This window comes from Kitasatospora sp. NPDC017646 (genome assembly GCF_044329365.1).
Taxonomy (GTDB): Bacteria; Actinomycetota; Actinomycetes; order Streptomycetales; family Streptomycetaceae; genus Kitasatospora.
The window spans coordinates 1-26,320 of sequence record NZ_JBIRJC010000054.1; the positions used below are offsets into that span (position 1 = coordinate 1).

Genomic DNA, 26,320 nt, shown 5'->3' on the forward strand with positions numbered 1-26,320 from the left:
TCCGGGCCCTTGCCGATCCCGCTCGTGCCGGATGGCCGCCGTCCGACTGGGCGCGCGTCATGCTCGACCGGCGGCGCAAGACCCTGGTGGCCTGCACTGCCTGCCATGACCGCATTCACGAGGCACGAACGGCCGGATCACACACGCCGTGATCACTGGAGAGCCGGATGACAGGGAAACCGTCATGTCCGGTTCGGCGGGAGGCCGCGCGGAAAGGGACCTGCTCAGTCAGGCACCTCGCCGCGCGGCCGACCCAACCGCCTGGCTCCACCTGTTCAAACGACTCCGCATCCGCTACGAGATACGCGCCGACCTACACCTCGCACTACTCCAACTCACCTGCAGCATCATCTGCTTGAGACGACCTCAGAACCTCATCCTGAAATGATCAGCAAGAGCCGGCGGGCGGCGCAAAGGATTCACACGAGTTGGGTCGTGGCAAGCGGAACCGTGGAACCGTTGGCTCATAGGTCCAGCATGGTCGCTACCAGTTCGCGGCGGCTGCGGACACCGGTCTTCGCGAAGACGCTCTTCAGGTGGTCCTGCACGGTGGCTGCGGTGATATGCAGTTCCATGGCGATGGCCCGCGAGGGCAGGCCGGCGACGACCCTCGCCAGGACGTCCCGCTCGCGCGGCGTGAGCCCGTACGCGAGCAGCAGCACCTCGGCCACGTCGGCGGCCGGCGCCGGGTGCATCGTCACGGCGAGGGGCGCCGGGTACTCGCCACCGCTCAGCGGCGAGGCGTGGACCGAGAGCCACCGGCCCGACCGGCCACGGATCCGCCCGTAGGCCGGCAGCGCCGTGCCTCTCCCCCGTGCGGCGGCCTCCAGGACCGCGATGGGCAGCTCCGCCCCGGACCAGGCCAGTTCGTCCCGCCAGAGTTTCGCGGCCGGATTCTCCGAGAGCAGCCGCAGGTCCTGATCGAGCAGGAGCACACCCGCCTCGGCCGGGCCGGGAGCGGAGTCGGTGGGCGCCCGGTGGACGGCCCGGCGCAGGGCCGCGGCCACCGGGGCGGACAGCCGCCGCAGAACGTCGACGTCGGCCGGGGTGAAATCGGGCCGCCCACCGCCGCCGAACAGGGCGATGGCGCCCCAGCACCGGCGGTCCACCACGAAGCTCGCCCGCAACTCGTGCCGCGCGTCGATCATCGGGAGCACAGCACGGTACCGGTGGCTGGACTCCGGGTCACCGCCGGTGGCCGCACCGAGCGTGCCTGCGGGCACCTCGGAGCGGGCGAGCGTCGCGAACTTCAGTACGTCGTCCACCAGGTACTCGTTGTGCGCGGCGGCTGCAGCCGCGGCCGGTGTGAGCCCGGCACTCACGTCGTCGGTGATCAACAACGTTGTGGGGTCGATCGTGCCGAAACAGTAGGAGTCGGCCGGGACAAGCCGCGTCAGCCGCTCGGCGATCCGGCGTCGCAGCTCCCGGGAGCCGAGGTCGAGACGGCAGATCGCCTCGATATCACGCACGGTCTCGCGCCGGGCCACTGGGGAACTCACCGGCCGAACGATACCCCAGAAGTGTGGGATGCCCGCGCGGCTGCCCTGATGCCTACCCTCAGTCCGGAAACCGGAAGACAAAGGCACAGGAGGTATCGCGGCATGTCCCCGTCCATGCTCACCGTCGGACTTGATCCCGCGCTGGTAGACGACGCGCCCTCGTCGCGGGCGGCGTTCCCCGAGATCGACGCCGAAGCGGTCCGGGCAGGCGTGGCCGCCGGGCGGGCCCGGCTGGAGGAACTCGGCTTCACCGTCGACGTCTGCCTGCTCGACTACGGCCGCACGGCCGAGGCGGTCTACCGCGCCGCGCTGTCCCGGAAGGACTACGACATCGTGATGATCGGCGCCGGCGTCCGGCTGGACCCGGCGCTGACCCCGCTCTTCGAGGCCCTGGTCGACACCACCCACGAACTGGCACCCGGTGCGAAGCTCTGCTTCAACGTGAGCCCATCGACAACCGTCGAGGCCGTCCAGCGGTGGTGGCCCGAACGCAAGCCACTCGTCTAGTACTTCATCCGGACTTATCCATCAGTGCTGGTCAACGGCTTGGGCGTGGAGAGTGTAGCGGCTGGGGCGAGGGTCGGGGCGGTCTTTGTCGGGCGGCCCACGCATGTATGGCCACGCTGCTCGTAGTGGCAACGCGTCGGCAGTCCCTTTTACCGGGGGAGGACGTCCGGCACCTCCTCCATAGCGCTGGCTCCTGCCGCGCCGCGACAAGACCGCCCCGTGCGCAGGGGACCAGCGGCTGGGAACCCGTCAACTTCCTGCTGTGGCCATGGGTAGCGTGCGCGCTGTTCGTTGGAACGTCCACGACCAGCAGAGTCCGGTCGCGACAGCAGGTGTTGTGAGCATGACAAGCGAGAGGTGCAAACGCATGGGTGTCAGTGGCGTCATCGACGAGACCGAGAGGGGAGGGGCCGACCCGGCAGAGCCGTCGGTTCCGGCGCCGGACAGGATCGAGGGGGGTGTCCCGGGGGAGCGTCTGGTGCTTTTCACCGACGCGGTGACCGCGATCTCCATCACCCTGCTGATCCTGCCGCTGGTGGACCTCGTCCCAGAAGCCGCGTCCGCCCACGAGCACGCCAGCGAGGTGATCACCGGTCACCTCGACCAGATCTGGAGCTTCCTGCTCAGCTTCGCGGTCATCGCGAACATCTGGCGGGAGCACCACCGGACCTTCTCATCGGTCACGAAGCTCACCCGCTCCCTGATGGTATGGAACATGGGGTGGCTGCTCTCCGTCGTCGTACTTCCTCTACCGACGGAGATGCTCGGCGCCTTCGGCCGCGACCGATTCGTGGGGGCGTTCTACTACTCGACCCTCCTGGCCAGCATGGTCTGCCGGTTCGCGATGCTGAGGATCCTGAAAACCACCCCGGCACTCCTCGAGGAAGATGGCCAGGCGGACCGCCGGAGGACCGAGGACTTGTACACCGAGAGCTATCTCAACGTCCTCGCCCTGGTCATCGCCTTCGCCATCGCGCTAGCCGTACCCGTCCTGCAGTACTACAGCCTGCTGCTGCTCGCCGCCCTACCGAGGCTGGCGCGTCTCCGACGCCGGCGCACCGCCCGCTGACCACGGGAACGACCGGTGGCGTCGCGGCCCCCTCCCGCCGGGACGATCGCCCCGCCTCATGTGCAGCGGACGCCCCCAGCCCGAGCTCTTGAGCTCGACCTTCCGGCAACCACACGGACTGAACATGGGTGCTGTGGTGCCTTGTGAACATCGAACACGTCCTCACCAAGGTGCCGTCCGACATGCGGGTGGTAGCGAACGTGACCCAGGAAGAACGTCGCCGATCGCGAACCCCGAGAAGGGTTGATTCTCCACTCGACACCGGGTGCATCTGCGGTGCGGCGCATCTCGTCAAGGGGTCCGCACCGGCCGACCTAACCTGGCGCGCCGTCTGTGCGCATCGCGGTGCGGGGCGCATCGTCGGTGCGCGCACCGGTGCGCAGGGTGAGAGCCCGTCCTTAATCCTCCGGCCGACGGCTGTTCCGGCTGAGGCGGACGCAATTCTCCCGTCACTCACTGGCGGTGCCATGGCAGCGCCGCGCCGGCCACCGTCTTGGTGACTGGCCCGTGTCCCGTACCGGTCACGCCGTCACCGTGAGAGGTCCGACAGCAACATCGCCGCCACCACCACGGTGAGCAGCCCGACGTACGCCCAGGCGTAGATCTGGTCGGGGATGCGCGGTGGGCGCCGACGCAGCACTCCGATGACCGGCAGGGCACCGACAAGCAGGGCTGCGGCGGCACTGGGGTCGACGAGGCCCACCAGGCGAACGTGTGCATCGGCGGAGGTCGGGAGCCCGGCGCCGCTGAGCGAGACCGCGGTGGCCGGGAGCGCGATGGCCAAGGTGAGGGGGTTGGCTAGCGCGCTCGCCACGTGCATCGTGTGCCCGGCGCGCCGCATCGCGGGGACGGTCATGACGCTGCCTCCTACGCCGAGGAAGGCCGCGACCGCGCCGATAGGTGCGCCGAGAACAGCCGGCAGCGGACGCCGTCCGCCCGCCGGCTCCCCGATGTGTGTGCGGGGGCGCAGGAAGCCGGGCCGCAGCAGCAGGTCGACGATGGTGATGGCCACGTACGCGACGAACAACCAGAGGACCAGCGCCGGTGGGGCGAGGCGGGTGGCGAGCGCACCGACCGAGGCGCCGGCCGCCAGCGGGAGAAGCAGCCCGGTGCTGCCCCGGAGGGCGCCGAGCACCTGCCGGGGTGTGACGGCGGTCGCGAACGCCGCGTTCACCACCATCACCAGGGCCGAGGTGGCCGTCGCCACCCGCATTGCGTCCGCGCCGAGCGCGGCGTCCGCCCACACCACTACCGGGACCGCGGCGAACCCGCCGCCGAACCCGAACAACACCGTCGTCACCCCGGTGAGGAGTCCGATCCCGATCAACATCACAACGTCCACGGGACCATCCCACCAGGGCCGTCGCCCTTCTCGCATGCGAAGATCGGCACTGTTCCTTCGTGTCTCAGCCAGTACGGTGGTGAGGTGAGGAACGTCTTTTTGGGCGCAGTCGACCACGTGAAACGGGCCGTCCTGCCGATCGGCACCGACTACCCGCCGGGCCACCTGCTGGACTGGCACGAGCACCGCCGCGCACAGTTCCTCTACGGCGCCACCGGGGTCATGGTCGTCGACACCGTTGCGGGCACCTGGACCGTCCCGCCCGAGCGTGCCGTCCTGATTCCGGCCGCCACCCAGCACCGGGTCCGGATGCTGGGGGTGAGCACCCGGAGCCTTTACATCGAGCCGGACACCATTCCCTGGTGGCCCGCCACCTGCACGGTCGTGGACGTGCCACCACTGCTGCGTGAACTCCTGCTGAGTGCAACCGAGTTCGAGGCCGACTACAGCCTGTCGGGGCGGGAGGGGTGCATCGCCGCGCTCCTGCTGCACGAGATCGCCGCGCGCACCCCGCTCCCCTTCCACGTCGCGCTTCCGCCCTCCACCGACCTGGCGGAACTGTGCCGGGAGTACCTGGCCGCACCGGACGTCGCCATCACCAACGCGGTCTGGGCGGGGCGGACGGCCCAGAGCGAACGGGCTTTCACCCGGCGCTTCCGCGCGGAGACAGGCGTCAGCCCCGCCGTCTGGCGGGCCCGTGCCCGCCTGCTCGCGGCGGTCCCGCTGTTGCGCACCGCGTCCGTCACCGAGGTCTCCGGCCGCCTCGGTTACGCCTCCCCAGCCGCTTTCACCGTCGCTTTCGCCCGCGCCTTCGGCTTGCCGCCGTCCCGTTTCACCAGGAGTGGCCAAGGCGGTAGCCCACGCCGGGCCGGCACATCCCCGACCTACGGGAGTTGCGCGCCGACGCCGTCCCCCGCCAGCTCGAAGCGCCCTGCGGAGTAGGCGAACCCCGGCAAGATCAATCTCACCGGGATTTCCTGTACCGCAACTACTAGTAGGGCTTTGTTAGGTGTGGTGGTGTGGTTCGGGTTCCGGGGCGGGTTGGCCGCATATGGAGCAGGCGCCGGTCCAGGTGGCCAGGAGGGCCTGGAGTTCGCGGAGGACCGCGTACAGGCTCAGGCCGGCGCCGTGTCTTTGGGGGCGATGGCCAGTCTGCGCAAGGTGCAGCGAGATCCTGCCCGCGACGAGCGTAAGGAGACCGCCACCGCGTTCTGGACCCGCGCCCGGGAGTTCTTCGCCCGGCCTGGGATCACCGTCCCGTGCATGCGGACCGACAATGGCTCCTGCTACCGCTCACGGGCCTGGCGCGATGCCCTTCTGCATGCCCCGGCCTGGTGCAGGCGGACGTGGACGGGCAAGGATCCGCCGCAGGTGACACGCCCGGAACACCACAACGCCGTCGACACCGCCGCGTGCCTGGGACGATGCTTGCCCGGCACGCCCGGCGACCGACCTGCCGGACGGTCCGGGCGCCGACAGCCGGAAGACTCCGTCCAGCCGGAAGGTGGAGGCAAGTTGAGGTTCAGCAGGACCACCGGAGACGAGCCCCTTCGCCTGGTGGTCATCGGGGGAGGAGCCGCCGGACTCAGCCTCGCCAACTGGCTGGTCGGACACGGATGTGAAGGGCGCCGGGCCGGCGCGTGGCTCGACCTGGTGGTCGTCGAGACCCCTGAGGGCCGGCTGCGCCCGCCGCCGCGGACTTGGTGCTTCTGGGACGACGGACCGGGGGAGTACGACGAAGCAATCGCCGCCCAGTGGTCCCGGCTGCGGATCACCGGCCCGGACGGGAACGCCGTTGAAGTGGAGCCCGCCCCACTGCGCTACCGGATGCTGCGCTCCACAGCGTTCGAGGAACTGGTCCGCGGCCGCCTCAGCGCCCACCCCGAGGCCAGGATCCTGCGGGCCACCGTACACCGGGTGCAAACCAGGCCGGACGGACGCCCCGGTGCCCGCGTGGTCGCCACCGACCCCGCAGGCCGGCCACTCACCCTCGACGCCCGGTACGTGTTCGACTCCAGACCCCCCGTCCGGCCTCCGCTGGCCCGGACCACCCTCCTCCAGCACTTCCGCGGCTGGTTCGTGCACACCGCCCGCCCGCGTTTCGACCCCGGCACGGCCCACCTGATGGACTTCCGCCTCCCGCAGCCCGACCGCGGCCTCGCCTTCGGCTACGTCCTGCCGCTGGCCCCCGACCGCGCCCTCGTCGAGTACACCCAGTTCTCCCGGCGCCCCATGACAACCGCCGAATACGAGCACGCGCTGCACGACTACGCCCACCGCATCCTGGGCCTGGGCGCATTCACCGTGGAGGACGTCGAACAGGGTGTCATCCCCATGACGGACGCCCGTTTCCCCCGCCGTGCCGGGCCCACACACGTGCGTATCGGCGCCGCAGGCGGCGCCACCCGCCCCGCCACCGGCTACACCTTCTCCGCCATCCAGCGCCAGAGCCGGGCTATCGCCTCCGCCCTCAGCCGACCTCTGGCGCCCCACCGGAACGCACCCGCACCCGCGCCCCACCGCCGACGGTCCCTGGCGATGGACGCCGTCCTGCTGCGCGCCCTGGACACCGGCCGGATCGACGGCCCCCGCTTCTTCACCGACCTGTTCCGTCGCACCCCCGCCGTCCAGGTCCTGCGATTCCTCGACGGCAGGAGCACCCCCGCCGAGGAACTGCGCATCGGCTTGCGCTGCCCCGTCGGCCCGATGCTGCGCTGCGCCGCCGAACTGCCCCTGCTGCCCCGCCGCGCCCTGCCCGGCACCGGACCCGAAGCAGCCCCCGACGCCTTTGAGGAGAACCGTTGACGTCGCTCCTGCGCGACCGCGACCTCACCCGTGCCTTCGACCACGCCGCGCCGGCCTACGACCTGCTGACCGCCCTCAACCCCGGCCACCTCGCCGCCCTGCGCCGCTCGGCCCGCCGACTGCGCCTGCCCGACGGCGGTGCCGGCCTGCACGTGCTGGACCTCGGCTGCGGCACCGGCGCCTCGACCCGGGCGCTGCTCGAAGCCGCGCCGCACGCCCGGATCACCGCCGTCGACGCCTCCGCCGGCATGCTGGCACAGGCGGCCGCGAAGCCCTGGCCGCATAACACGACCTTCCTTCGCAGCACCGCCGAACACCTGCTGGGCACCGCCACCACATCCACCGACCACACCGCCCGTCGCCCCGGACAGCACTACGACGCGGTCTTCGCCGCATACCTGTTCCGCAACACCACCGACCCCGACGCTGTTCTCTCCGGTGTGCACACCCTGCTAAGACCGGGCGGCCGCCTGGCCGTCCACGAGTACAGCCTCAGCGGCTCGACGGCGCACCGGATGCTGTGGAACGCCGTCTGCCGAACAGTCATCGAGCCCGCCGGGGCACTCACCGGCGACCGCACCCTGTACCGCCACCTACGCCGCAGCGTCCTGGACTTCGACACCGCCCCGCACTTCGCCGCCCGCCTGGTCCGGGCGGGATTCGCACCGGTGCGCACCCTGCCGGTGGCCGGCTGGCAGACCGGCATCGTCCACACCTTCCTCGCTACCCGCCCCCGCCCGGCCGCCGCCCCGCACGGCGCCGCCCCGGCGCGCCCGGGCCCCGCCCACCCGGAGGCGCACGCGTGAGGAACACGACGCCGGCCGCCCGGCGCGGCCGCGACCGCCGGGCCGAAACGGTGCCGGCCGCACCGGGCCACGCCCGCTTCCCCGGAGCCGAACCGCCCCGGGTCGCCGTCGTCGGCGGCGGCATCGCCGGGCTGGCAGCCGCGACCGTGCTCGCCGAACGCGGGATCGCGGTGACCCTCCACGAACGGGAGCCCGTCCTGGGCGGACGGGTCGCCGGCTGGTCCACCCGCCTCGCCGACGGCTCGACGGCGACCATGAGCCGCGGCTTCCACGCCTTCTTCCGCCAGTACTACAACCTGCGCGGCCTGCTGCGGCGCACCGATCCGGGGCTCACCCGACTGGCCGCCCTGCCCGACTACCCGCTGCGCCACCGCTGCGGTCTGACCGACAGTTTCGCCCGGGTACCGCGCACCCCTCCGCTGAGCGCAGCCGGATTCGTCCTGCTCAGCCCCACCTTCGGCCTGCGCGACCTGGCCGCCCTCAACGCACGGGCGGCCCTGCCGCTGCTCGACGTCCGCGTCCCGGAGGTGTTCGAACGGTACGACGGCACGAGCGCCCACGACTTCCTGGAGAGCATCAACTTCCCCCACGCCGCCCACCACCTCGCCTTCGAGGTCTTCTCCCGCAGCTTCTTCACCGACCCTCGCCACCTGTCCGCCGCCGAACTGCTGCTGATGTTCCACATCTACTTCCTCGGATCCTCCGAAGGACTGCTGTTCGACGTCCCCACCGAGCCCTACCCGCAGGCTCTGTGGCAGCCCCTCGCCGACTACCTGACCGGCCTCGGCGCCGATCTGCGCATCGCGTCCCCCGTCGACCAGGTCCGGCCGCTGCCCGGCGGTGACGTCGAGGTGGTGACCCCGTCCCGGGGAGCCGAGCGCCACCAGGCCGTCGTCCTGGCCCTGGACACCGACGGCCTGCAGCGCCTGGTCGCCGCCTCGGAGCACCTGGGCGACCGGCGGTGGCGCGCCGGCATCGCCGACCTGCGCAGCGCGCCACCCTTCCTGGTCTCCCGGCTCTGGCTGGACCGCCCGCTCGCCGCCCACCGGCCCGGCTTCCTCGGCACCAGCGGCTACGACGGACTGGACAACGTCAGCGTCCTCGACCGCTGGGAGGGGGAAGCGGCGCGGTGGGCTGCCCGCACCGGCGGGTCGGTGGTCGAACTGCACGCCTACGCCGTGGACGAGGACGCCGACCGCGAAGCGGTCCAGGAGCGCATGACGGCCCTGCTGCACGAGGTCTACCCGGAGGCCCGCGGCGCCCGTCGCGTGGACGTGCGCCACGAATGGCGCGGCGACTGCCCGGTGTTTCCGGTCGGCGGATGGCCCCGCCGCCCCGACATCACCACCCCGCACCCCGCCGTCGTCCTCGCCGGGGACCTGGTCCGCACCGACCTTCCCGTCGCCCTGATGGAACGCGCCGCCACCACCGGCTTCCAGGCCGCCAACGCCCTGCTCGCGCGCTGGGGTGTGGCTGGCCAGACCCTGTGGTCCGTCCCCCGTGCGGGCCGCTGCCGCCCGCTGCGCGCCCTGGCCCGCCGGGCGGCCGGCTGAACGGTCACCGGCCGACCGGTCACCGGGCCGAGCGGTCGCGGGCCGACCGGCGCTCCGGGCGCTCAGCCGGGGAAGCGGCCGGTGCTGCGCAGGGCCCAGCGGCGCTCCGAGTAGGCCAGGTCGTCGCGCCACAGCCGGCCGGCCGTACGGCGCACCACCGGCCTCAGGACCGCAGCGAGCGCCCGGGCCACGGCGAAGCCGCGCCGCCCGGACACGGCGACCACCGCCTCAACGACCGCCGTACGCGGGGCGGGGCAGGAGGGGGCGGTGAGCGCGGTGGCATGGGTCTCCACCACCGACCCGGCCCCCTCGCCCCGGGCGATGCGCATCACGACGGTGCGGGGCCCGGGCGCGGTGAATACCGCACGCACCGGCACGACCAGCCGTCCCGCCACCCGGAACGACACGTCGACGACGAACCCGTCGTCCCCGTCCCCTGCGACGTCCGGCACCTCCACCACCCTGAGGTCCGCGAACGCGTAAGGGTGCAGCCAGGAGCCGTGCCACGGGTCCAGCCGGTTGGCCACCACGTCCTCCGGCTCGCACCGCCCCAGCCCGGTGTACACCGCCGTGACGGCGCCCTCCAGGGCGGGGCGCCGCGGCACCGCCGGCCGCCGCGTCGGCTTCTCGCCGCCGACGGCGTCCAGCCGCACCCAGGCGAGGACCCCGTCCTCGTACACCGGGTAGCGCTCCCACCCGGTGGACCCGACGCCGTCCATGGACAGACCGTGCCAGTGGCACACCAGCGTGCCGCACACCACGCGGCCGTCCTTCAGCGGTGCGCCCAGGTGCGGGCAGATCCCCGATCCGGCCCGTAGCGTCCCGCAGCCGTCCCGCCACAGCACCACCTCCGTCCCACCGACCAGGCGCCCGCACGGCCGACCGCGGGCGGCGATGCTCCGGGCCGGGCCGACGACGTACCAGTTCCCGAACGGCCGGGCCGTCGCCCGTGCCAGGGCGGCGGTGATCAGCGCGGGCTTCGCCGCTCGCCACGACGGCTCCTGCCGCGCCCAGGCCGGGCCCCGGCGCAGCCGCAGCGGCGAGGTCCAACGACGTTCTGACGACGCGTTCACCGCGCTGCCCTCCGGCCGTCCGGGGCCGCCGAACCGCGGCGCGGCGCGGTGGGGGAGGAACTGCCCGCGGTGGTCGACGCCCGGGCGGCCAGAACACGCGCCAGCCCCGCCGCCGCGACCGCCGCCCGCCGCCGCAGCGGCACCGCCGAACGCCGGTGCAGCACCGCGTACCCGTCACCGGCGATCGCGTCCAAAATGCCGCCGTAGAGCACGAAGGCGGTGCGGATACAGGGCCGGACCTGGGGCTCCAGCATCGCGATGCCCGGCTCCGCGTCCCGGTAGACACCGCGGGTCAGCCCGGCGGCGGCGACCAGGGCGGCCCGGATGCGTGCGTCGTCACGGCCGGTGCGGCGGCTCCACTCCAGCAGCGGCCGGTCCACCCCGTGGGCCGCGAGCAGGTCACCGGGCAGGTAGACCCGGCCGCGGTCCAGGTCCTCACCCACGTCACGCAGGAAGTTGGTCAGCTGGAACGCCACCCCGAGGGCCGCTGCGTACGGCTCGGCCTCGGCCCGGCCCGTGACCGTCCCGAGGACGGGCAGCATCTGCAGGCCGATCACCGCCGCCGAACCGTGCATGTAGCGGTAGAGGTCCTGGTAGGTCGGATAGTCGGTGACGGTGAGGTCGGCGCGCATCGAGGCCAGGAAGTCGGTGAACAACCGCCTGTCGATGCCGTACCGGTCGGCCGTGTCCGCGACCGCCCGCACCACCGGCTGGTCGGCGCCGCCGCCCCGCAGGCCCACCCCCAGGTCCTGCTCCAGCAGCCCCAGCAGCCGGTCCCGTTCGGCAGGCGTCTCGCGCCGGTCCAGCCCGTCGACGATGTCGTCCGCCCAGCGCGCGAAGCCGTACAGGGCGTGGACCGCGCACCGGCGCTCCACCGGTAGCAGCCGGGCGGCCAGGAAGTACGTGCGCCCGTGCCGGGCGTTGAGATCGCGACAGGCGGCGTACGCCGCGCGCAGGGCCGGCGCCGTGATGCCCGCGGCGTCCAGCTCACGGTCCGTCATGCGCGGCTCCTTTCGGACGAGGAGGGGAGCGGGCCCGGTGGGCCCGGAGCCGCACTGCCGCCAACCGGCCTGGCGGCCCCCGGAACGCGGCGGCCCGGGCGTGCCGGGCGCGGCGTTCCGGTGATGCGGGCGGCGGCAAGCTTCCCGCTGATCAACACGGTGGGAACGCCGACGCCGGGGGTGGTGCCGCAGCCGGCCACCACCGCGTTCTCCAGCCCCCGCACCAGGTTGCGCGGCCGGAACGGACCGGTCTGGGTGAACGTGTGGGCTGCGGAGAAGGGCGTGCCCGCCGCATGCCCCAGGGCCGCCCAGTCGGCTGGGGTCACCAGCAACTCCTCTTCGACGGCCCCTCCGATTCCGGTGAGCCCGCGCTGCTCCAGGGTGTCGAGCAGGTGGCGGCGATAGCCCGGCGCCAGGTCGTCCCACGCCGCCGCATCGGGGCCGATGACGGTGTTGGGTGCAGGCGCCAGGACGTAGTGGGTGTGCCGGCCGGCCGGAGCGAGCGACGGATCGGTGGCGGTCGCACGGGTGACCAGCAGCGAAGGGTCCGTCATCAGCACTCCGGCCCGCGTCAGTTCCTCGAAGGTCCGCTCCCAGGCGTGGCCGAACCACAGGGTGTGGTGCGCCAGCTGGGGCCAGGTGCGGTCGGTGCCCAGGTGCAGGACCACCGCCGACGGCGAGAACCGCAACGGCACCCACCGGCGGGGCGCCCGCCCCAACAGCCGGTAGGTGACGGGCAGGTCAGGCGTGAGCACGACCGCGTCGCACGGAATGCGCTCGCGGTCCGTGACGACGGCCGTCACCCGCCGACCCGACCGCTCCAGACGCACGACCGTGCTCCCGTATCGGAACTCGGCACCCGCCGCCGCGACGGCCCCGGCCATCGCCCGGGGGAGGGCGTGCATGCCGCCGCGGGGAAACCACACCCCGGCCACGGTGTCCATGTAGGCGATGACCGCGTACGCGGCCAGCGCCCGGGCCGGCGCCACCCCGGCGTAGAGGGACTGGAAGGAGAAGACCCGGCGCAGCCGCTCGTCGCCCAAGTGGCGCCCGATCCTCGGGGCGAGTCGGCCGAACCCGCCCAGCGCCGCCAGACGGGCCAGGTCCGGGTTGAGCAACTGCCATGGCGAGTCGAAGTTGCTGTCGATGAAGCGCCGCATCTGCGCGTGGTAGAGCCTGGTGAGCCAGTGGCGCAGCTCCCGGTAGCCCGCAGCCTCCCCGGGCCCGGCGAAGCGCTCCACCTCGGCCTCCATCGCCTGCGCGTCCGTATGTACGTCCAACGCACTGCCGTCCGCGAAGCGGGCCCGGTAGGCGGGGTGCAGCGGCAGCAGTTCGACGTGCTCGCGCAGCGAGGTGCCGACGGCCCGGAACGCCTCGTCGGCTAGGTGCGGCATGGTCAGCACGGTAGGGCCGGTATCGAAGAGGTAGCCGCCGCGCCGGATGCGACCGGCCCGCCCGCCGGGCGCATCGTCCCGCTCGACCACGGTGACGCGCCGTCCCGCCCCGATCAGATGGCAGGCCGCCGACAGCCCGGCCAGGCCGGCTCCCACGACGACGACATGATCGGCCGCCGGCACCGCGCGGCTCATGCGCCGTCCTCTTCACCGCGGAGCGGACCACGCGTCAACCCCGCCGCCGCCCTCAGCAGGGCCGCCAGCCGTTCGGCGCCCGGAGCTTGCGGCCGGGCCCGCTCCAGGTGCTCCAGGCTGCGCTCGGACAAGCGCTCGATCCGGGCCTGGACCGCCGCCCGGGCCCCGGTGGCGACCAGCACCCGCCGGACCTCCGCCAGATCACCGTCGTCCAGGTCCGCATCGCCCAGGCACCGGCGCAGCACCTCCAAGGACGCACCGTCGCGGCGTGCGACGGCCAGGGCATGGGCCACCGCGACCAGGAACGTAGGCTTCCCCGCCCGCACATCATCACCGCAGGGCTTGCCGGTGTCCACCGGGTCTCCGAAGACCCCGTCGAGGTCGTCCCTGAGTTGGAAGGCGATACCCGCGCAACGGCCAGCCCGGCGCAGGGCCCCTACCTGCTGCGGGCCGGCACCGGCCAGCGCGGCACCTAGGTGGATGGGTCGTTCCACCGAGTACATCGCGCTCTTCAGGCACGCGATTCGCATCGCTCGCCCTGGCGAACGGGAGCGGGTCACCTGGCCGTGAAAGTCCAGGTACTGACCAGCCACCAGCTCCAGGCGGAGCTCCGACCAGATGTCCTGCACCTGTTCGCGCCGCTGCGGGCGCACCTGCGCCAGCGCGGCGATGGCGAGGTCGTCGGCCCATACGAGAGCGAGGTCCCCGGCCAGGATGCCCGCGCACGCCCCCAGGTCCCCCGCCGGCCGGACACCGGCACCAGGCGCGTACTGAGCGGCCACGTCCGCGTGGAGTGCCTGTCCTCCACGGCGTCTGACGGAGCCGTCCATGACGTCGTCCTGAACGAGCGCGCAGGTCTGCAACAGCTCCACCGCGGCGGCAGCGGTCAGCGCCGCGTCGCCCGGCACGTCCCCGGAGCCGCAGGCGCGCATCGCCCACCACAAGAACTGCGCCCGGGTCCGCTTGCCACCGCGCCGGGTGAACTCCGCCACCCGGCGGGCAATGTCAGCGGCGAACGTCTCGTCGGCGGCAGCAGCCCGTACGACCCACCGGTCGAAGTGTTCGTCGAGCACCCGGCCGACCGCTCCCGGCACATCGAGGTCCACCCCCTCGATCGTGCACAGGGGCCCCGCAGCGGGCGCAGGCCAGGGCCAGCCGGGCGAAGAGGCCGGCGCCGCCGGCGAGGACGGACAGGACATCGGGCTCGCTTTCCACGTCACGTTCCGGGTCCCGTCCGCATGCGGGCCCCGGGCCGCCGCGCGGCCACGGCGGAGTCAGGACCTGTTCGTCTATCCCGGATCCCGATGCTCCAGTCGTCCGCGGCGCACGATTCCCCCCTCTGGTGTCCGAAGGCCCTCCATCGGCATATCCGCCGCCGCGGCGGGGCCGCGGCGGCGGGAACCGAAGCCCCCTTCCCGTGGCGGCCAGTCGATTCGTACCGTTCCCGCAGCCTCTCTTCCGATTTTCGTGACGCTACGCCCGATAGGAGGAGAGTGCTCCGCCCTCGATCGCCGACTGGACTGTCCGTCTCATCCGCTTCTGGGCTAGAACCGCCCAATGGCAGCGGAACCCAATCCTGATCGACGGCTGCCTCACCCAGGCCGGCCTGAACATCAAGTTCAGTATCCGCTCCGCGCTGATCACCGGCCTGTCCAACGGACTGATCGAGAGCACCAACACCAAGACCCGCCTGATCATCCGGCGCGGTTTCGGTTTCCAGTCCGCCGACGCCGTCATCGCCCTGGTCATGCTCACCCTCGCAGGCCCCCGCCCTACTCTCCCAGGACGACAACCCACGACAGCCTGACCCACACATCAGGCAGGAGAGCCCCAATTTCGAGGGATCGGCTCGATCGGGCGAGAGGACCGAGCCGATGGCCGGCTGCTGCTTCTTACCGATGGATGACGCGGCGGCCGCCTTCGGTGGCTGCGCGGTCCGCGGCCGGTAGCGTCGGCGGGCATGAGGATTCTGGTCACCGGCGGCGCCGGGTTCATCGGTTCGACGGTCGTGCGGGCGCTGGTGGCGGCCGGTCACGAGGTGCGCGTCCTGGACGCGCTGCTGACCGCCGTACACCCTTCGGGGGCGGCGCTGGCACTGCCGGCCGGGGTGGAGTTCCGGCACGGGGACGTGCGGGACGCGGCGGCGGTCGGGCAGGTACTGGCCGGGGTGGACGCGGTCTGCCACCAGGCCGCGATGGTGGGCCTGGGGCTGGATCTCAACGACGCGCCCGCCTACGCGGGCTGCAACGACCTGGGCACCGCCGTCCTGCTTGCCGCGATGGCGCAGTCCGGGGTACGGAACCTCGTGCTCGCCGGGTCGATGGTGGTCTACGGCGAGGGCCGGTACCGGTGCCCGGTGCACGGAGACGTCTCGCCCGGTCCGCGCCGCCCGGACGAGCTGGACGGCGGCCGGTTCGAGCCGCCGTGCCCGCGGTGCGGCGCACCACTGCACCCCGAGCTGGTGACGGAGGACGCTCCGACCGATCCGCGCAACGTGTACGCGGCCACCAAGCTGGCCCAGGAGCACCTGGCGAGCGCCTGGGCCCGAGCCTGCGGAGGCCGCGTTCTGACGCTGCGCTACCACAACGTCTACGGGCCGGGGATCCCGCGCGACACACCGTACGCCGGAGTGGCCTCGCTGTTCCGCTCCGCCCTGGCCCGGGGCGAGGCGCCCCGGGTGTTCGAGGACGGCGGCCAGCGGCGGGACTTCGTCCACGTCGAGGACGTCGCCGCCGCCAACCTGGCCGCGCTCACGGCGGTCGGAGATCGGCCGCTGGGCGGCGCCCGGGCCTACAACGTGGGCAGCGGCGAGGTGCACACGATCGGGGAGATGGCCCGGGCGCTGGCCGCCGCCCACGGCGGTCCGGCCCCGGTGGTGACCGGCGAGTACCGGCTCGGCGACGTCCGGCACATCACCGCGGACTCCTCCCGTCTCCGCGAGGAGCTCGACTGGCGTGCCCGGGTCCCGTTCACCGAGGGAATGGCGGAGTTCGCGGCGGCGCCACTGCGCGCGTGACCTCAGGTTCGCGCGGCGGGAAGGACGATCTCGAAGCAGCAGCCCCCGGCGACGTTGCGGACCCGGGCGCGCCCGGCGTGCGCCTCGACGATGCCGCGGACGATGGCGAGCCCGAGCCCGGCACCGCTGCCCCCGCCCTCGCTCCGCTGCCGCGGATTCCCCTGGTCGGCCGGCCTGGGGGTGCGGGCGGCACTGCCGCGCCACCCCGTCTCGAACACCCGGGGCAGGTCCTGCTCCGGGATGCCGCCGCAGCCGTCGGTGACCGACAGCACCACCTCGTCGGCCTCCCGGCGAGCGGAGACCGCGACCACGCCGTCCTCGGGGGTCGAGCGGATCGCGTTGACCAGGAGGTTTCCGAGCACCCGGGTGATCTCGCCACTGTCCACCTCGACGGGCTCGGCGGCGACCTGCCGGCCCTCCAGGCGGACACCGCGCTTCCGCGCCAGGGCATGGGCCCCGGCGAGCGCGTCGTCGACGAGGTCGTAGACGGACACCCGGGACAGCGACAGGGCCAACGCCCCCGCCTGGATGCGCGAGAGCTCGAAGAGGTCGTCCACCATCCCGGTCAGCCGCTCGACCTCGGTCCGCATCCGCTGCAGGTACCGCTGCGGATGCTTCGCGACGCCGTCCTCCAGCGCCTCGGCCATGGCGCGCAGCCCTGCCAGCGGGGTGCGCAGGTCGTGCGAGATCCAGGCGATCAGCTCCCGGCGGGAGGTGTCCAGGGCCTGCGCGCGGGCCCTCGACTCGGCCAGTCGGGCGCTGGTGGCGGCGAGTTCCTCGCTGAGCTGGGCCAGTTCCAGGCCGAGCGGGGGCTCCGGCGCGGTGAACCCGGCGTCGCTGCCCACGGTCCGGGCGGCCGCGGTCAGCGCCCTGCCCCCGGCCACGACCTGGCGGCCGAGCAGCGCGGCGGTCGCCAGCGACACCACCGAGGCCATCGCCAGCACCGTGATCACCACCCCGAGGTCGTGCCGGGACAGGAACATCGCCTGGGCGACGGCGAAGGTCCCGGAGGTGACCGCCAGCACGGTGACGGCGGCGACGCAGAACAGCGCCAGCGCGAGCGAGCGCCGGCGCAGCAGCCGGACGGCCGCCCAGCCGAGCAGACCGGCCCCGCCGGCTCCGAGCGCGGCGAACAGGGCGATCAGCAGCAGGTCCTTCACGCCGGGCCACCCTCCCGCACCGCTGCCGGGCCGCGCTGCTGGTCCGCTGCCGGGCCGCCCGCCTGCCCGGCCGCCGGGTCGTAGCGGTAGCCGACGCCCCAGACGGTGGTGATCAGCACCGGCGCGGCCGGGTCGTCCTCGATCTTCTCGCGCAGTCGGCGGACGTGGACGGTGACGGTGGACAGGTCCCCGAAGTCCCAGCCCCACACGCGTTCCATCAGCTCCTGGCGGGAGAACACCGTCTGCGGGTGCCGGAGGAGGAACGCCAGGAGGTCGAACTCCCGGAGGGTGAGCAGCAGTTCACGCCCACCGCGGTGGACACGGCGGGCCTGCGGGTCGAGCGCCATGTCTCCGGAGACCACCGGGCCGCCGACGGGGGACGCGGGAGCGGCGGCCCGTGAGCGGCGCAGCACGGACTGGACCCGCAGGACGAGTTCCCGCGGGCTGAAGGGCTTGGTGACGTAGTCGTCCGCGCCCAGTTCCAGGCCGAGGATGCGGTCGGCCTCGTCGCCCTTGGCCGTGAGCAGGACGACCGGCAGCCCGGCGCCGTCCTCGGAGGCGCGCAACCTGCGCAGGATCTCCAGGCCGTCGATGCCGGGGAGCATGAGGTCCAGGACCAGCAGGTCCGGGCGATGGGCTCGGGCCAGGGCAAGGCCCCCGTCGCCGTCGGCAGCGCGGTCGACCCGGTGGCCCGCCCGGGTGAGGTAGCCGGCGACGACCTCGGCCACGGTCGGGTCGTCGTCGATCACCAGAATGCGGCCGGGGCACGGCGGTCCTGGGGTGGCGGGGCTCTCGTTCACCCCGCCGAGGATACGAGCCCCGGCGAGCGCCGAGCGCCACGCCGGGTCCGACGTCCGGGTTCCGTAAGATCCCCCGAACGGGCCAGCGGTGCCCGGACGTCGCACTTCCGTAAGGGCGCGGTTCGGCTTCGACGGGCCCGACCGCGGTTAGCGTGGCCGACGTGATCCCTCCCCTTGTCGCTGATGTCGTCCTGCCCTGCCTCGATGAGGCCGAGGCCCTCCCCTGGGTGCTCGGACGCGTGCCCGCCGGTTGGCGGGCGATCGTCGTGGACAACGGTTCGCGGGACGGCTCCGCGGAACTGGCTCGCGCCCTGGGCGCAACCGTCGTCACGGAGAACCGACGCGGTTTCGGTGCCGCCTGCCATGCCGGACTCCTCGCCGCGACCGCCGAACTGGTCTGCTTCATGGACTGCGACGGCTCGCTCGACCCGGCCCAACTGCCGCGGGTCGCCGCTCCGGTCGCGGCGGGCGCGGCGGACCTCGTGCTCGGCCGGCGCCGCGCCGCGGGGGCCGGCGCTTGGCCGGCGCACGCCCGGCTCGCCAACGCCCTCCTGGCCCGCCGCCTGCGCGCCCGGACCGGCGCGCCGCTGCACGACCTGGGGCCGATGCGCGCCGCGCACCGGGAGCGGCTGCTCGCGCTCGGACTGGGAGACCGCCGCTCCGGCTATCCGCTGGAGATGGTGCTCGCCGCCTCGGCGGCCGGGCTGCGGATCGCCGAGACCGCCGTCGACTACCTGCCCCGCACCGGCCGCTCCAAGGTGACCGGGACGCTGCGCGGCACCCGGCAGGCCGTACGGGACATGCGGGCCGTCCTGGCCGCAGCGCCGCCCACCCTGCTGGTCATCGCGAAGTCTCCGGTGCCCGGGCGGGTGAAGACCCGCCTCACCCCGCCCTGCACCCCCGAGCAGGCGGCGACACTGGCGGGAGCCGCGATCGCGGACACCCTCGCCACCCTGAGCCGGATGCCCGCCGGGCGGCGGCTGCTGGTGCTGGACGGCGAACCGGGTGGGTGGCTGCCACCGGGATGGGAGGTGGTGCCGCAGTGCGCGGGCGGGCTCGACGAACGCCTGGCCGCCGCCTTCGCGCACGCCGCCCGGGTGGCCCCGCGGGCACCCGCTCTGCTGGTCGGCATGGACACCCCGCAGCTGGACGCGGCCGCGCTGGCCGAGCCGCTGTCGGCCGCCCGCCGCCCGGGCGTGGACGCCTGGTACGGTCCCGCGACCGACGGCGGGTTCTGGGCCCTCGGGCTGGCGCACCCCACCGGGCGACTCGCCCGGCGGCTCCTGCTGGGCGTACCGATGTCCACGCCCGACACCGGGCGTGCCCTGCTCGACCGCCTCATCGCCGACGGGCTGACGGTCCACCACCTCGACCGGGCCACCGACGTGGACACCATCCTCGACGCGCGCCGGGTCGCCGCCGAGGCACCGCAGACCGCGTTCGCCGCGTGCCTGCGCTCGATCGACGCCGCACCGGGGACGGCCGGATGACCGCCCCGGCCACCGCGTGGGTGGACGATCCGTTCGCCGAGGCCGTCCGCGCCGGGCGCGGCCCGCTGTGGCTGCGCCAGGAGGACGGGGCGCGCATCCCCCTCGATGTCGAACGCTGGTGCGCGCCCGCCGCCGCGAGCGACCACAGCCTGCTGCGGCGCTGCCTGCGGGTGAACGCGCCGGTGGTGGACCTGGGCTGTGGGCCCGGCCGCCTGGTCGCCGCTCTGCTGGCCCTCGGCGTCCCGACGCTCGGCGTCGACATCACCGGCGCCGCCGTGGCGCGCACCCGGCACCTCGGCGGTCCGGCGCTCTGCCGATCGGTGTTCGACCGCCTGCCCGCCGAGGGCCGCTGGGGCGCCGCGCTGCTCGCCGACGGCAACCTCGGCATCGGCGGCGACCCCGACGCCCTGCTCCGCCGGGGCGCCGAACTCATCGCACCGAACGGGCTGTTGCTGGTGGAGGTGGAGCCGGAGGAGGTGGACGAACGCGCCGTCGTCCGGGTGGAAGGCCCGGACGGCCGCCTGGGCCCGCCGTTCCCCTGGGCCCGTCTCGGCGCGGCCGCCACCCTGCGACGGGCCCGCACCACGGGCCTCGTCGAGGCGGAGCGCTGGACCTCGCACGGCCGCCACTTCCTCGCGCTACGCAAGGGGTGAACCGCGCCTCGCAAAGGGCGAGCGCCCCTGGACGCGGCCGATGACGGGCGGCACGGTCCAGGGGCGCCAGCACGGTGCCGCTCGCCTACCGCTCGGCGTCGGTGGCCTGCCACTGCGGGTGCTCGCGCTCGGCCCAGTGCCGTTCCACCAGGCCGGTCCGCATCCCGAGCCGGGCCTCCCGGTCCCGCCAGGCCATCCGGATGTGCCCGGCGACCACGACGGCGATGGCGGCCGCCAGCCAGTCGTGCACGAAGGTCGCGCCGGTCCGCCAGGACGGCGGGGCGAGGTGGGTGAGCCACATCAGCAGCCCGGTGCCGACGATCACCAGCATCGAGCCGAGGGTCCACTGCGCGTAGAGCTTCTGCCCGGCGTTGAACTTCCCGGCCGGCCGGTGCGCCGCTCGGGCGCGCACGGCCCGCAGCCACCGCCAGTCCGCCGGGGTGAACCGGCTCAGCCGGGTGACGTCCGCCCGCACCGCCCGGGAGGCGAGTCCGAGCAGCAGCGGCACGGGCAGCGCCAGGCCGCACCACACGTGCACGGTGACGACCAGCGGCCGGTTGCCGACCAGTTCGGCGAGCGGCGCGAGGTAGAGGCAGGCGGCCGTGGCCAGGCAGACGCCCGTCAGCGCGGCGGTCGTACGGTGCACCCAGCGTTCGGCGTGGGTGAAGCGGAGGATCAGTTCAGCTCGTCGGCGCATCGTCCCGCCCGTTCGACCGGCCGACCCAGGCGTCGACGTCATAACCGTTGCCCTCCCAGTACCCGGGCTGGACCGCGTCGGTGACGGTGATGCCCGAGAGCCACTTCGCGGACTTGTAGAAGTACATCGGCGCGACGTACAGCCGCACCGGCCCGCCGTGGTCGTGGGTGATCGGCTTGTCCTGCATGCGCAGTGCGACCAGCACGTCGTCCCGCCGGGCCTGGTCCAGGGTGAGGCTCTCGGTGTACGCGCCGTCGAAGCAGCTGAAGCGTACGGCCTTGGCTCCCGGCTTGACCCCGGCGGCGTCGAGGAGGTGGGCCAGCGGCACCCCCTCGAACGGGGTGTCCGGCACCCGCCAGCCGGTCACGCACTGGACGTCCTTGACCAGCCGCCGCTGCGGCATCGCCTGCAGGTCGGAAAGCCGGTGGCTGGCGGGGCGCTCCACCAGTCCGTCCACGGTGAGGGTGTAGTTCGTCGCGTCCCGCTCGGGGACGGACGTCACCACCGAGTAGTACCGGAAGCCGTTGTTGCCCGGCAGCAGCCCGCTCAGGCCGCTCGGGTCCCGTTGCGCCAACGACGACTCGGCCCGCTGCAGGTACGGTCCGGCCGCGACGCCCACAGCGCCTAGCCCGAGCAACCCGAGCACGACCCGCCGGCCCACGGGCGTGCCCTCGGGGTGTTCCGCTTTTCTGTCCACGGCTCCGATTCGACCAGGTCGGCCCGGGCCTCGGCCAGTGACGGAGGTGTTCCGTCAGGGTTTCGTCATCTCCGGCGCCGCACCGCGCGCCGTGCGGACCGGCGCGGCGCTCACGAGCCTGCGCAGCGCCGGCACCACCAGGACGCAGGCCAGGGCGAGCGCGTAGGCGGTGCGCTGCGCCTCCGGCCCGCCCACCAGGTAGAGCGCCTGTCCGGCCGCCGGGACCGCCAGCCACTCCCACCGCCCGTCGAGCGCCACCAGGGCCACCACCAGCAGTCCGTACCAGGGGTAGCTCGGCGCGACCAGCAGCAGGGCGCTCCCCGTCACCAGGAGCGCGCCCCGCCACGGACGGTGGGGATCACCGCGCCGCAGCACCCACAGCACCACGGCGCCCAGCGCCAGGGCGGCCGCCCACGCGGCCCACCGGTCCGGCACCACCACCCGCAGCAGCCCGAACCGGTCGAGGTGCCCCTGCTCGTACCCCTCCTCCCGCAGGTACCCGGGCAGGTAGCCCAGGACGCCGGCACCGGAGACGGCGACGTACGGCAGGTAGGCCAGCACGAACGTCCCGAGGGCCACCGCCAGCACCAGCAGGTCGCCCTTCGTCGGCCGCCGGGCCAGCAGCCCGGACACCGCACCGGGCAGGGCGAGAGCCGGCAGCAGCTTGGTCGCGACCGCCGCCCCGAGCAGGGCACCCCCGGCACCGGCCCGGCGGCGGGCCGCACAGCCCAACCCGGCCACCATGAGGAGCGCGCCGAGGGTGTCCACGTGCGCGTCGTTGACCGCCCACACCGTCACGCCCGGACACCACCCCCACAGCGCCGCCCGCCCGCTGCCCCGCCCGACCGCCAGCAGCACACCGGTGGTGACGACCGCCAGCAGCGCACCGGCGGCCTGCACGCCGCGCACCCCGCCACCGAAGGGGTGCGCGGCGAGGAACCAGGCCTCCGCGACCGGCGGGTAGACGGTGTGCACGGCCGGCCGGTTGATGCGGGTGCAGTCCCCGGCCGCCGTCCGCCGCTCGTCCCAGGTCGCACAGCCGTCCCCCACCGGGAACAGGCCCGCGTCGCGCAGCCGGACCAGCGCCGGGTCGTCCGGGGTGTACGCGTACGGGGAGAGCCCGGCCGCCTGGACCCGCCCGTCCCACACGTACCGGTAGGCGTCGTCGCTGGTACGCGGCGGCGCCAGCAGCCCGGCCGCGGCGACCAGGACACTCCCGGTCAGCACCAGCGGCACCACGTGGCGGCGGCTCACCTTCCGCAGCAGGAGCAGCGCGAGGACGAAGAGCGCGGCGTCGAGCGCGTACCAGTCGTAGAGCGGCGACCGGTCGGCGAGCGTCCCGCCGCTGGTCACTGTCAGTGCGAGGGCCGCCGCGAGGGCGGCGACCGCGAGGGCGCAGGTCAGGGAAGTACGGGTGAGCACGCGCCCACCCTGCCACCGGTACCTGCCCGCCGTCGGCACCGGCGGGGCCGCCGTTCGGAATCGGTAAGCACCGCGCGGTGGTGGCGTCACCGGTCCGGAGCGGTCAGTCTCCGGGGACTTCGGGAAGGCCGGTCGTGAGGCCGTCCAGGGCGCGCGAGCAGACGCACGCGCGGTCGGTGGGCAGCATCCCGATGGCCTTGAACAGCACCGTGCGCAGCCGGTCGACGCTCCCCGCGAAGACCTTGAGCACCTCGGCCTGGGTGACGCCCTCGCCGGCCTCCACACCGGCGTCGTGGTCGGTCACGAGTGCCACCGAGGTGTAGCAGATCCCGAGTTCACGCGCCAGCACCGCCTCGGGGTGCCCGGTCATGCCGACCACCGACCAGCCGTTGGCGGTGAACCAGCGGGACTCGGCCCGGGTGGAGAAGCGCGGGCCCTCGATCACCACGAGCGTCCCGCCGTCCACCGGCTCCCAGGCCGCCCCACGCGCCGCCTCCAGCGTGGCCCGCCGCCCGGCCGGGCAGTACGGGTCGGCCATCGACACGTGCACCACCTCGGGCACCGAACCGTCCGGCAGCGGCAGCCCGTCGTAGAAGGTCTGCACCCGCCCCGAGGTCCGGTCCACGAACTGGTCCGGCACCAGCAGCGTGCCAGGGCCGTACTCCGCCCGCAGCCCGCCCACCGCGCACGGCGCGAGCACCTGCCGCACCCCCAGCGAGCGCAGCGCCCACAGGTTGGCCCGGTAGTCGATCCGGTGCGGCGGCAGCCTGTGGCCGCGCCCGTGCCGGGGCAGGAAGGCAACCCGCCGCCCCGCCGCCTCCCCCACGAACAGCGCGTCACTGGGCGGACCGTACGGCGTATCGACCCGCACCTCGGTCACCTCGTCCAGCAGCGCGTACAGCCCCGAACCGCCGATCACACCCACCTCGGCCCGCGGCTCTTCCTGATGCGCCGTCATCTCTACCACCTCTCAGAGGAAGAACGTACCGGCCACTGTAGGAGCCGGCCACGGCGGACTCCGTGAATCACAGCCTTACGATTCGCGGACGCCGTGCACGCGCGGAGGCCCGCTCTCCCGGCCGGCGGCCGGCGTCCGGTCAGCGGTATTCCGGGTCGCCGCAGTGCTTCCGTTGCTTCAGTGGGGTGCCACTGCGGGTGCCGCTCATCGCGGCTCGCGTCGCCCGGTTCGACGGGCGGCGCGCAGCCTGAGTGCCAGGCCGACGGCTGCCGCGCCGAACAGGATCCCGGTGATCGCGAGCCATCGGCCGAGGTAGACGTCCGCCGACAGCCCGGTGGCTCCCGGGTAGGGCTCGGACAGATCGAGGATGAGCGGGAACCAGACGAGCAGCAGGAGACCGGAGAGGAAGGCCGGTACCCGGAGGTGGTTGATCCACTCCACCGTGGCAGCCCGTTCCCGGCGGTGGCGGAGCACGGCCCGGGCCGAGAGGTCGGCGAGTGAGTACAGCGGCAGCAGGATCAGGTCGTGGGCGACGGCCGCGCCGACGAACCAGATCGCCACCGCGAGAGGCCGGTCGGCCACGAGTCGCTCGACGGCGTACCCGGTGAGCGCGAGGGACGCGAGGAGAACGAGCAGGTGCATCGGGCCGGCGCCGTACCAGCGGGTGAGGCGGGCAAGTCGGGCAAGTCGGGCCATGGTCACGTCCTGAAGGTGAGTCGGCGGACCCATTTGGTGTTGTTCACACCGGGGTTGGCGGGGACGATGATCCGGGCGGGATAGCCGTGGTCGAGGGAGAGGTCGGCTCCGTTGACCCTGAGGGCGAGGAGGGAGCGGAGGTCGCGGATCTGATTGCCGCGCAGCACCACGGAGCTGTAGGGCCCGGGCGGTTGGACCGACTCCACCAGCACGCTCGACGCCTCGGGCAGACCGGCCATGGCGGCGAGGTCGGCAAGCCGGAGCCCGCTCCAGTGCTGGTCCGCGGTGGACCAGCCCTCCACGCAGGCGATCGGCAGCCAGGCCGACTGCTGCGACATCGCGAGCAGTTGCTCACGGGAGAGCGACTGCGCCGGCCCGGCGCCGTACAGCTCCAGCCGCCAGTGCGGACCGACCATCGCCGACGAGACGCCGACGGAGGCGGCCGTCTTGTTGATCTGGAAGCCGTTCGGACCCTCCCCCGGTTCGCGGTTGTGGGGTGCCAGCAGTGCGGTGGTCCGGAGCCGGCCGCCGATGCTCTGCCCCACGGTGACCGCGAACAGGACCAGGCACCCTGCGCCCACCAGCGCGAGTGCGCCGCGCCGGGCGATCGTCGGGGCGTCGGGGGCGACCGCCACCAGGCCGTCGGCGTCGGGCGGCTCGGGCCTGGTGTCGGCGAGGCCGGTGCGCAACTCCCCCAGCAGCGAACGCGACTTCAGGGCGCGGACCATCGTTGCCAGCTTGAGGGCCACGTGGACGGCGAACGCCGCGATGAACACCCACGCGCCGTAGAGGTGGAGGACGTAGAAGGACCCCGGGAAGACGTAGTGGAGCTGGATGTTGAGGATCCCGGTCACGAATTCGAAGACGACCCCGCCGACCAGCATCAGCAGCGACAGCCGCTCCAGCGCGTGGGCGGCGCTGCGCAGGGGCGGCCACTCGAAGAGCTTCGGGATCACCGACCACAGCTTGGCCAGCACCACCGGCACCAGGGTCACGCCGAGCGTCACGTGCACGCCCTGGGTGAGCCGGTACAGCCAGGACGGGTGGGTGGGCCAGTCGAAGAGGTAGAAGCCCAGCACGCCCTTGTCCGGGGTCTGGTCGTTGAGCAGGCCGAGGTCCGGGTTGTACGCGGCGTAGGACAGGGCTCCGGTCACGAAGAGGACCGGGAGCCCGACGAGCAGCACCAGCCCGAACACCGACGTCAGCCAGGGTCCCCGGATCGGACTGCGCCAGAACCCCGGGCGGAACGGTCCGGGTGGTGCGGGCGCCTGCCCGAGGCCACGGGCGAACGCCGACAGTCGGGCACCCACCGCGGCACGGGATCGTTCAACGGCCCGGACCGCGCCGCGCCAGGTGCTGCCGCCGGCCCGGGTGAGGCGCCGCAGCGGATCGGCGGCTCGCCGCCACCGACTTCGCCCACCCGTTCCACCACCACGCCGAGCCCCGACCACCGCCACCTCCGACCCAGACCCACCGTGGAAGCGCGG

The 26,320-nt window shown here is 73.5% G+C and carries 25 protein-coding genes and 2 pseudogenes; 13 read left to right on the forward strand and 14 right to left on the reverse strand.

Annotation, left to right across the window (positions count from 1 at the left end; translation table 11 throughout):
* On the forward strand, positions 1-152 hold a 152-nt coding region (locus ACH4J0_RS38405; RefSeq protein ID WP_396245864.1), incomplete at its 5' end, for a hypothetical protein.
* Positions 153-464: 312 nt separating this feature from the next.
* Here the strand turns inward: ACH4J0_RS38405 and ACH4J0_RS38410 are convergent.
* The gene (locus ACH4J0_RS38410) at positions 465-1,499 is read right to left on the reverse strand and encodes a LuxR C-terminal-related transcriptional regulator (RefSeq protein WP_396245833.1); all 1,035 of its coding nucleotides are present in this window, start codon (positions 1,497-1,499) and stop codon (positions 465-467) included.
* 102 nt (positions 1,500-1,601) lie between these two features.
* On the opposite strand from ACH4J0_RS38410, the gene ACH4J0_RS38415 reads away from it, so the two are divergent.
* Both ACH4J0_RS38415 and ACH4J0_RS38420 read left to right on the forward strand, forming a co-directional pair.
* Positions 1,602-2,006 (forward strand): hypothetical protein, encoded by a 405-nt coding sequence (locus ACH4J0_RS38415; protein ID WP_396245834.1) that lies wholly within the window; start codon positions 1,602-1,604, stop codon positions 2,004-2,006.
* Positions 2,007-2,349: 343 nt separating this feature from the next.
* Positions 2,350-3,075 carry a TMEM175 family protein gene (locus tag ACH4J0_RS38420; RefSeq protein ID WP_396245835.1) on the forward strand — a complete coding sequence of 242 codons (726 nt, stop codon included), beginning with the start codon at positions 2,350-2,352 and terminating at the stop codon, positions 3,073-3,075.
* 529 nt (positions 3,076-3,604) lie between these two features.
* Here the strand turns inward: ACH4J0_RS38420 and ACH4J0_RS38425 are convergent.
* Complete coding sequence (locus tag ACH4J0_RS38425) at positions 3,605-4,417, reverse strand: sulfite exporter TauE/SafE family protein (protein WP_396245836.1); 813 nt, start codon at positions 4,415-4,417, stop codon at positions 3,605-3,607.
* 84 nt (positions 4,418-4,501) lie between these two features.
* Between ACH4J0_RS38425 and ACH4J0_RS38430 the strand changes: the two genes are divergently transcribed.
* From ACH4J0_RS38430 to ACH4J0_RS38450, 5 genes and pseudogenes are all read left to right on the forward strand, one after another.
* Positions 4,502-5,359, forward strand: a complete 858-nt coding sequence (locus ACH4J0_RS38430; RefSeq protein WP_396245837.1) for an AraC family transcriptional regulator — start codon at positions 4,502-4,504, stop codon at positions 5,357-5,359.
* A gap of 240 nt (positions 5,360-5,599) precedes the next feature.
* Positions 5,600-5,734 (forward strand): annotated as a pseudogene (locus tag ACH4J0_RS38435) (IS481 family transposase); the annotation flags it as partial.
* Between the two features lie 198 nt (positions 5,735-5,932).
* On the forward strand, positions 5,933-7,222 hold the full coding sequence (locus ACH4J0_RS38440; protein ID WP_396245865.1) for a lycopene cyclase family protein: 1,290 nt from the start codon (positions 5,933-5,935) through the stop codon (positions 7,220-7,222).
* Positions 7,219-8,028, forward strand: a complete 810-nt coding sequence (locus ACH4J0_RS38445; RefSeq protein ID WP_396245838.1) for a methyltransferase — start codon at positions 7,219-7,221, stop codon at positions 8,026-8,028. Before ACH4J0_RS38440 ends, ACH4J0_RS38445 begins: the two co-directional genes overlap by 4 nt.
* The gene (locus ACH4J0_RS38450; protein WP_396245839.1) at positions 8,025-9,581 is read left to right on the forward strand and encodes an FAD-dependent oxidoreductase; all 1,557 of its coding nucleotides are present in this window, start codon (positions 8,025-8,027) and stop codon (positions 9,579-9,581) included. The genes ACH4J0_RS38445 and ACH4J0_RS38450 overlap by 4 nt, the downstream gene beginning before the upstream one ends.
* Before the next feature lie 62 nt (positions 9,582-9,643).
* On the opposite strand, the gene ACH4J0_RS38455 is transcribed toward ACH4J0_RS38450, so the two are convergent.
* Genes ACH4J0_RS38455 through ACH4J0_RS38470 form a run of 4 tightly spaced genes read right to left on the reverse strand, consistent with a single transcriptional unit; the run spans position 9,644 to position 14,350 of the window.
* On the reverse strand, positions 9,644-10,654 hold the full coding sequence (locus ACH4J0_RS38455) for a DUF5914 domain-containing protein (RefSeq protein ID WP_396245840.1): 1,011 nt from the start codon (positions 10,652-10,654) through the stop codon (positions 9,644-9,646).
* The gene (locus ACH4J0_RS38460; RefSeq protein ID WP_396245841.1) at positions 10,651-11,655 is read right to left on the reverse strand and encodes a phytoene/squalene synthase family protein; all 1,005 of its coding nucleotides are present in this window, start codon (positions 11,653-11,655) and stop codon (positions 10,651-10,653) included. Before ACH4J0_RS38460 ends, ACH4J0_RS38455 begins: the two co-directional genes overlap by 4 nt.
* Positions 11,652-13,244, reverse strand: a complete 1,593-nt coding sequence (gene crtI, locus ACH4J0_RS38465) for a phytoene desaturase family protein (RefSeq protein WP_396245842.1) — start codon at positions 13,242-13,244, stop codon at positions 11,652-11,654. Before crtI ends, ACH4J0_RS38460 begins: the two co-directional genes overlap by 4 nt.
* Entirely contained in the window at positions 13,241-14,350 is a 1,110-nt protein-coding gene (locus tag ACH4J0_RS38470) for a polyprenyl synthetase family protein (protein ID WP_396245843.1), read from the reverse strand. Before ACH4J0_RS38470 ends, crtI begins: the two co-directional genes overlap by 4 nt.
* Positions 14,351-14,868: 518 nt before the next feature.
* Between ACH4J0_RS38470 and ACH4J0_RS38475 the strand changes: the two genes are divergently transcribed.
* Positions 14,869-15,051 (forward strand): transposase, encoded by a 183-nt coding sequence (locus ACH4J0_RS38475; RefSeq protein WP_396245866.1) that lies wholly within the window; start codon positions 14,869-14,871, stop codon positions 15,049-15,051.
* Positions 15,052-15,204: 153 nt separating this feature from the next.
* The gene (locus tag ACH4J0_RS38480; RefSeq protein ID WP_396245844.1) at positions 15,205-16,260 is read left to right on the forward strand and encodes an NAD-dependent epimerase/dehydratase family protein; all 1,056 of its coding nucleotides are present in this window, start codon (positions 15,205-15,207) and stop codon (positions 16,258-16,260) included.
* Between the two features lie 2 nt (positions 16,261-16,262).
* Here ACH4J0_RS38480 and ACH4J0_RS38485 read toward each other — a convergent pair whose 3' ends face one another.
* Positions 16,263-17,420 (reverse strand): sensor histidine kinase, encoded by a 1,158-nt coding sequence (locus tag ACH4J0_RS38485; protein WP_396245845.1) that lies wholly within the window; start codon positions 17,418-17,420, stop codon positions 16,263-16,265.
* A complete protein-coding gene (locus tag ACH4J0_RS38490; RefSeq protein WP_396245846.1) occupies positions 17,417-18,220 on the reverse strand; it encodes a response regulator transcription factor in 804 nt (267 codons plus the stop codon). Before ACH4J0_RS38490 ends, ACH4J0_RS38485 begins: the two co-directional genes overlap by 4 nt.
* Before the next feature lie 152 nt (positions 18,221-18,372).
* On the opposite strand from ACH4J0_RS38490, the pseudogene ACH4J0_RS38495 reads away from it, so the two are divergent.
* The 3 genes and pseudogenes from ACH4J0_RS38495 to ACH4J0_RS38505 form a co-directional block, all read left to right on the forward strand.
* Positions 18,373-19,086 (forward strand): annotated as a pseudogene (locus tag ACH4J0_RS38495) (glycosyltransferase family 2 protein); the annotation flags it as partial.
* A 96-nt stretch (positions 19,087-19,182) separates the two neighbouring features.
* Complete coding sequence (locus ACH4J0_RS38500) at positions 19,183-19,710, forward strand: DUF2064 domain-containing protein (protein ID WP_396245867.1); 528 nt, start codon at positions 19,183-19,185, stop codon at positions 19,708-19,710.
* Positions 19,707-20,363, forward strand: a complete 657-nt coding sequence (locus tag ACH4J0_RS38505; RefSeq protein ID WP_396245847.1) for an SAM-dependent methyltransferase — start codon at positions 19,707-19,709, stop codon at positions 20,361-20,363. The genes ACH4J0_RS38500 and ACH4J0_RS38505 overlap by 4 nt, the downstream gene beginning before the upstream one ends.
* An 85-nt stretch (positions 20,364-20,448) precedes the next feature.
* On the opposite strand, the gene ACH4J0_RS38510 is transcribed toward ACH4J0_RS38505, so the two are convergent.
* The 6 genes from ACH4J0_RS38510 to ACH4J0_RS38535 form a co-directional block, all read right to left on the reverse strand.
* A complete protein-coding gene (locus ACH4J0_RS38510; RefSeq protein WP_396245848.1) occupies positions 20,449-21,060 on the reverse strand; it encodes a cytochrome b/b6 domain-containing protein in 612 nt (203 codons plus the stop codon).
* Positions 21,044-21,757 (reverse strand): molybdopterin-dependent oxidoreductase, encoded by a 714-nt coding sequence (locus ACH4J0_RS38515; RefSeq protein ID WP_396245849.1) that lies wholly within the window; start codon positions 21,755-21,757, stop codon positions 21,044-21,046. Before ACH4J0_RS38515 ends, ACH4J0_RS38510 begins: the two co-directional genes overlap by 17 nt.
* A 54-nt stretch (positions 21,758-21,811) precedes the next feature.
* Positions 21,812-23,179, reverse strand: coding sequence for a hypothetical protein (locus tag ACH4J0_RS38520; protein WP_396245850.1), 1,368 nt, complete (start codon positions 23,177-23,179; stop codon positions 21,812-21,814).
* A 103-nt stretch (positions 23,180-23,282) separates the two neighbouring features.
* Positions 23,283-24,137 (reverse strand): S-methyl-5'-thioadenosine phosphorylase, encoded by an 855-nt coding sequence (locus ACH4J0_RS38525; protein WP_396245851.1) that lies wholly within the window; start codon positions 24,135-24,137, stop codon positions 23,283-23,285.
* A 204-nt stretch (positions 24,138-24,341) separates the two neighbouring features.
* Positions 24,342-24,833 carry a hypothetical protein gene (locus ACH4J0_RS38530; RefSeq protein WP_396245852.1) on the reverse strand — a complete coding sequence of 164 codons (492 nt, stop codon included), beginning with the start codon at positions 24,831-24,833 and terminating at the stop codon, positions 24,342-24,344.
* Between the two features lie 2 nt (positions 24,834-24,835).
* On the reverse strand, positions 24,836-26,143 hold the full coding sequence (locus ACH4J0_RS38535) for a molybdopterin-dependent oxidoreductase (RefSeq protein ID WP_396245853.1): 1,308 nt from the start codon (positions 26,141-26,143) through the stop codon (positions 24,836-24,838).
* Positions 26,144-26,320: the final 177 nt, after the last annotated feature.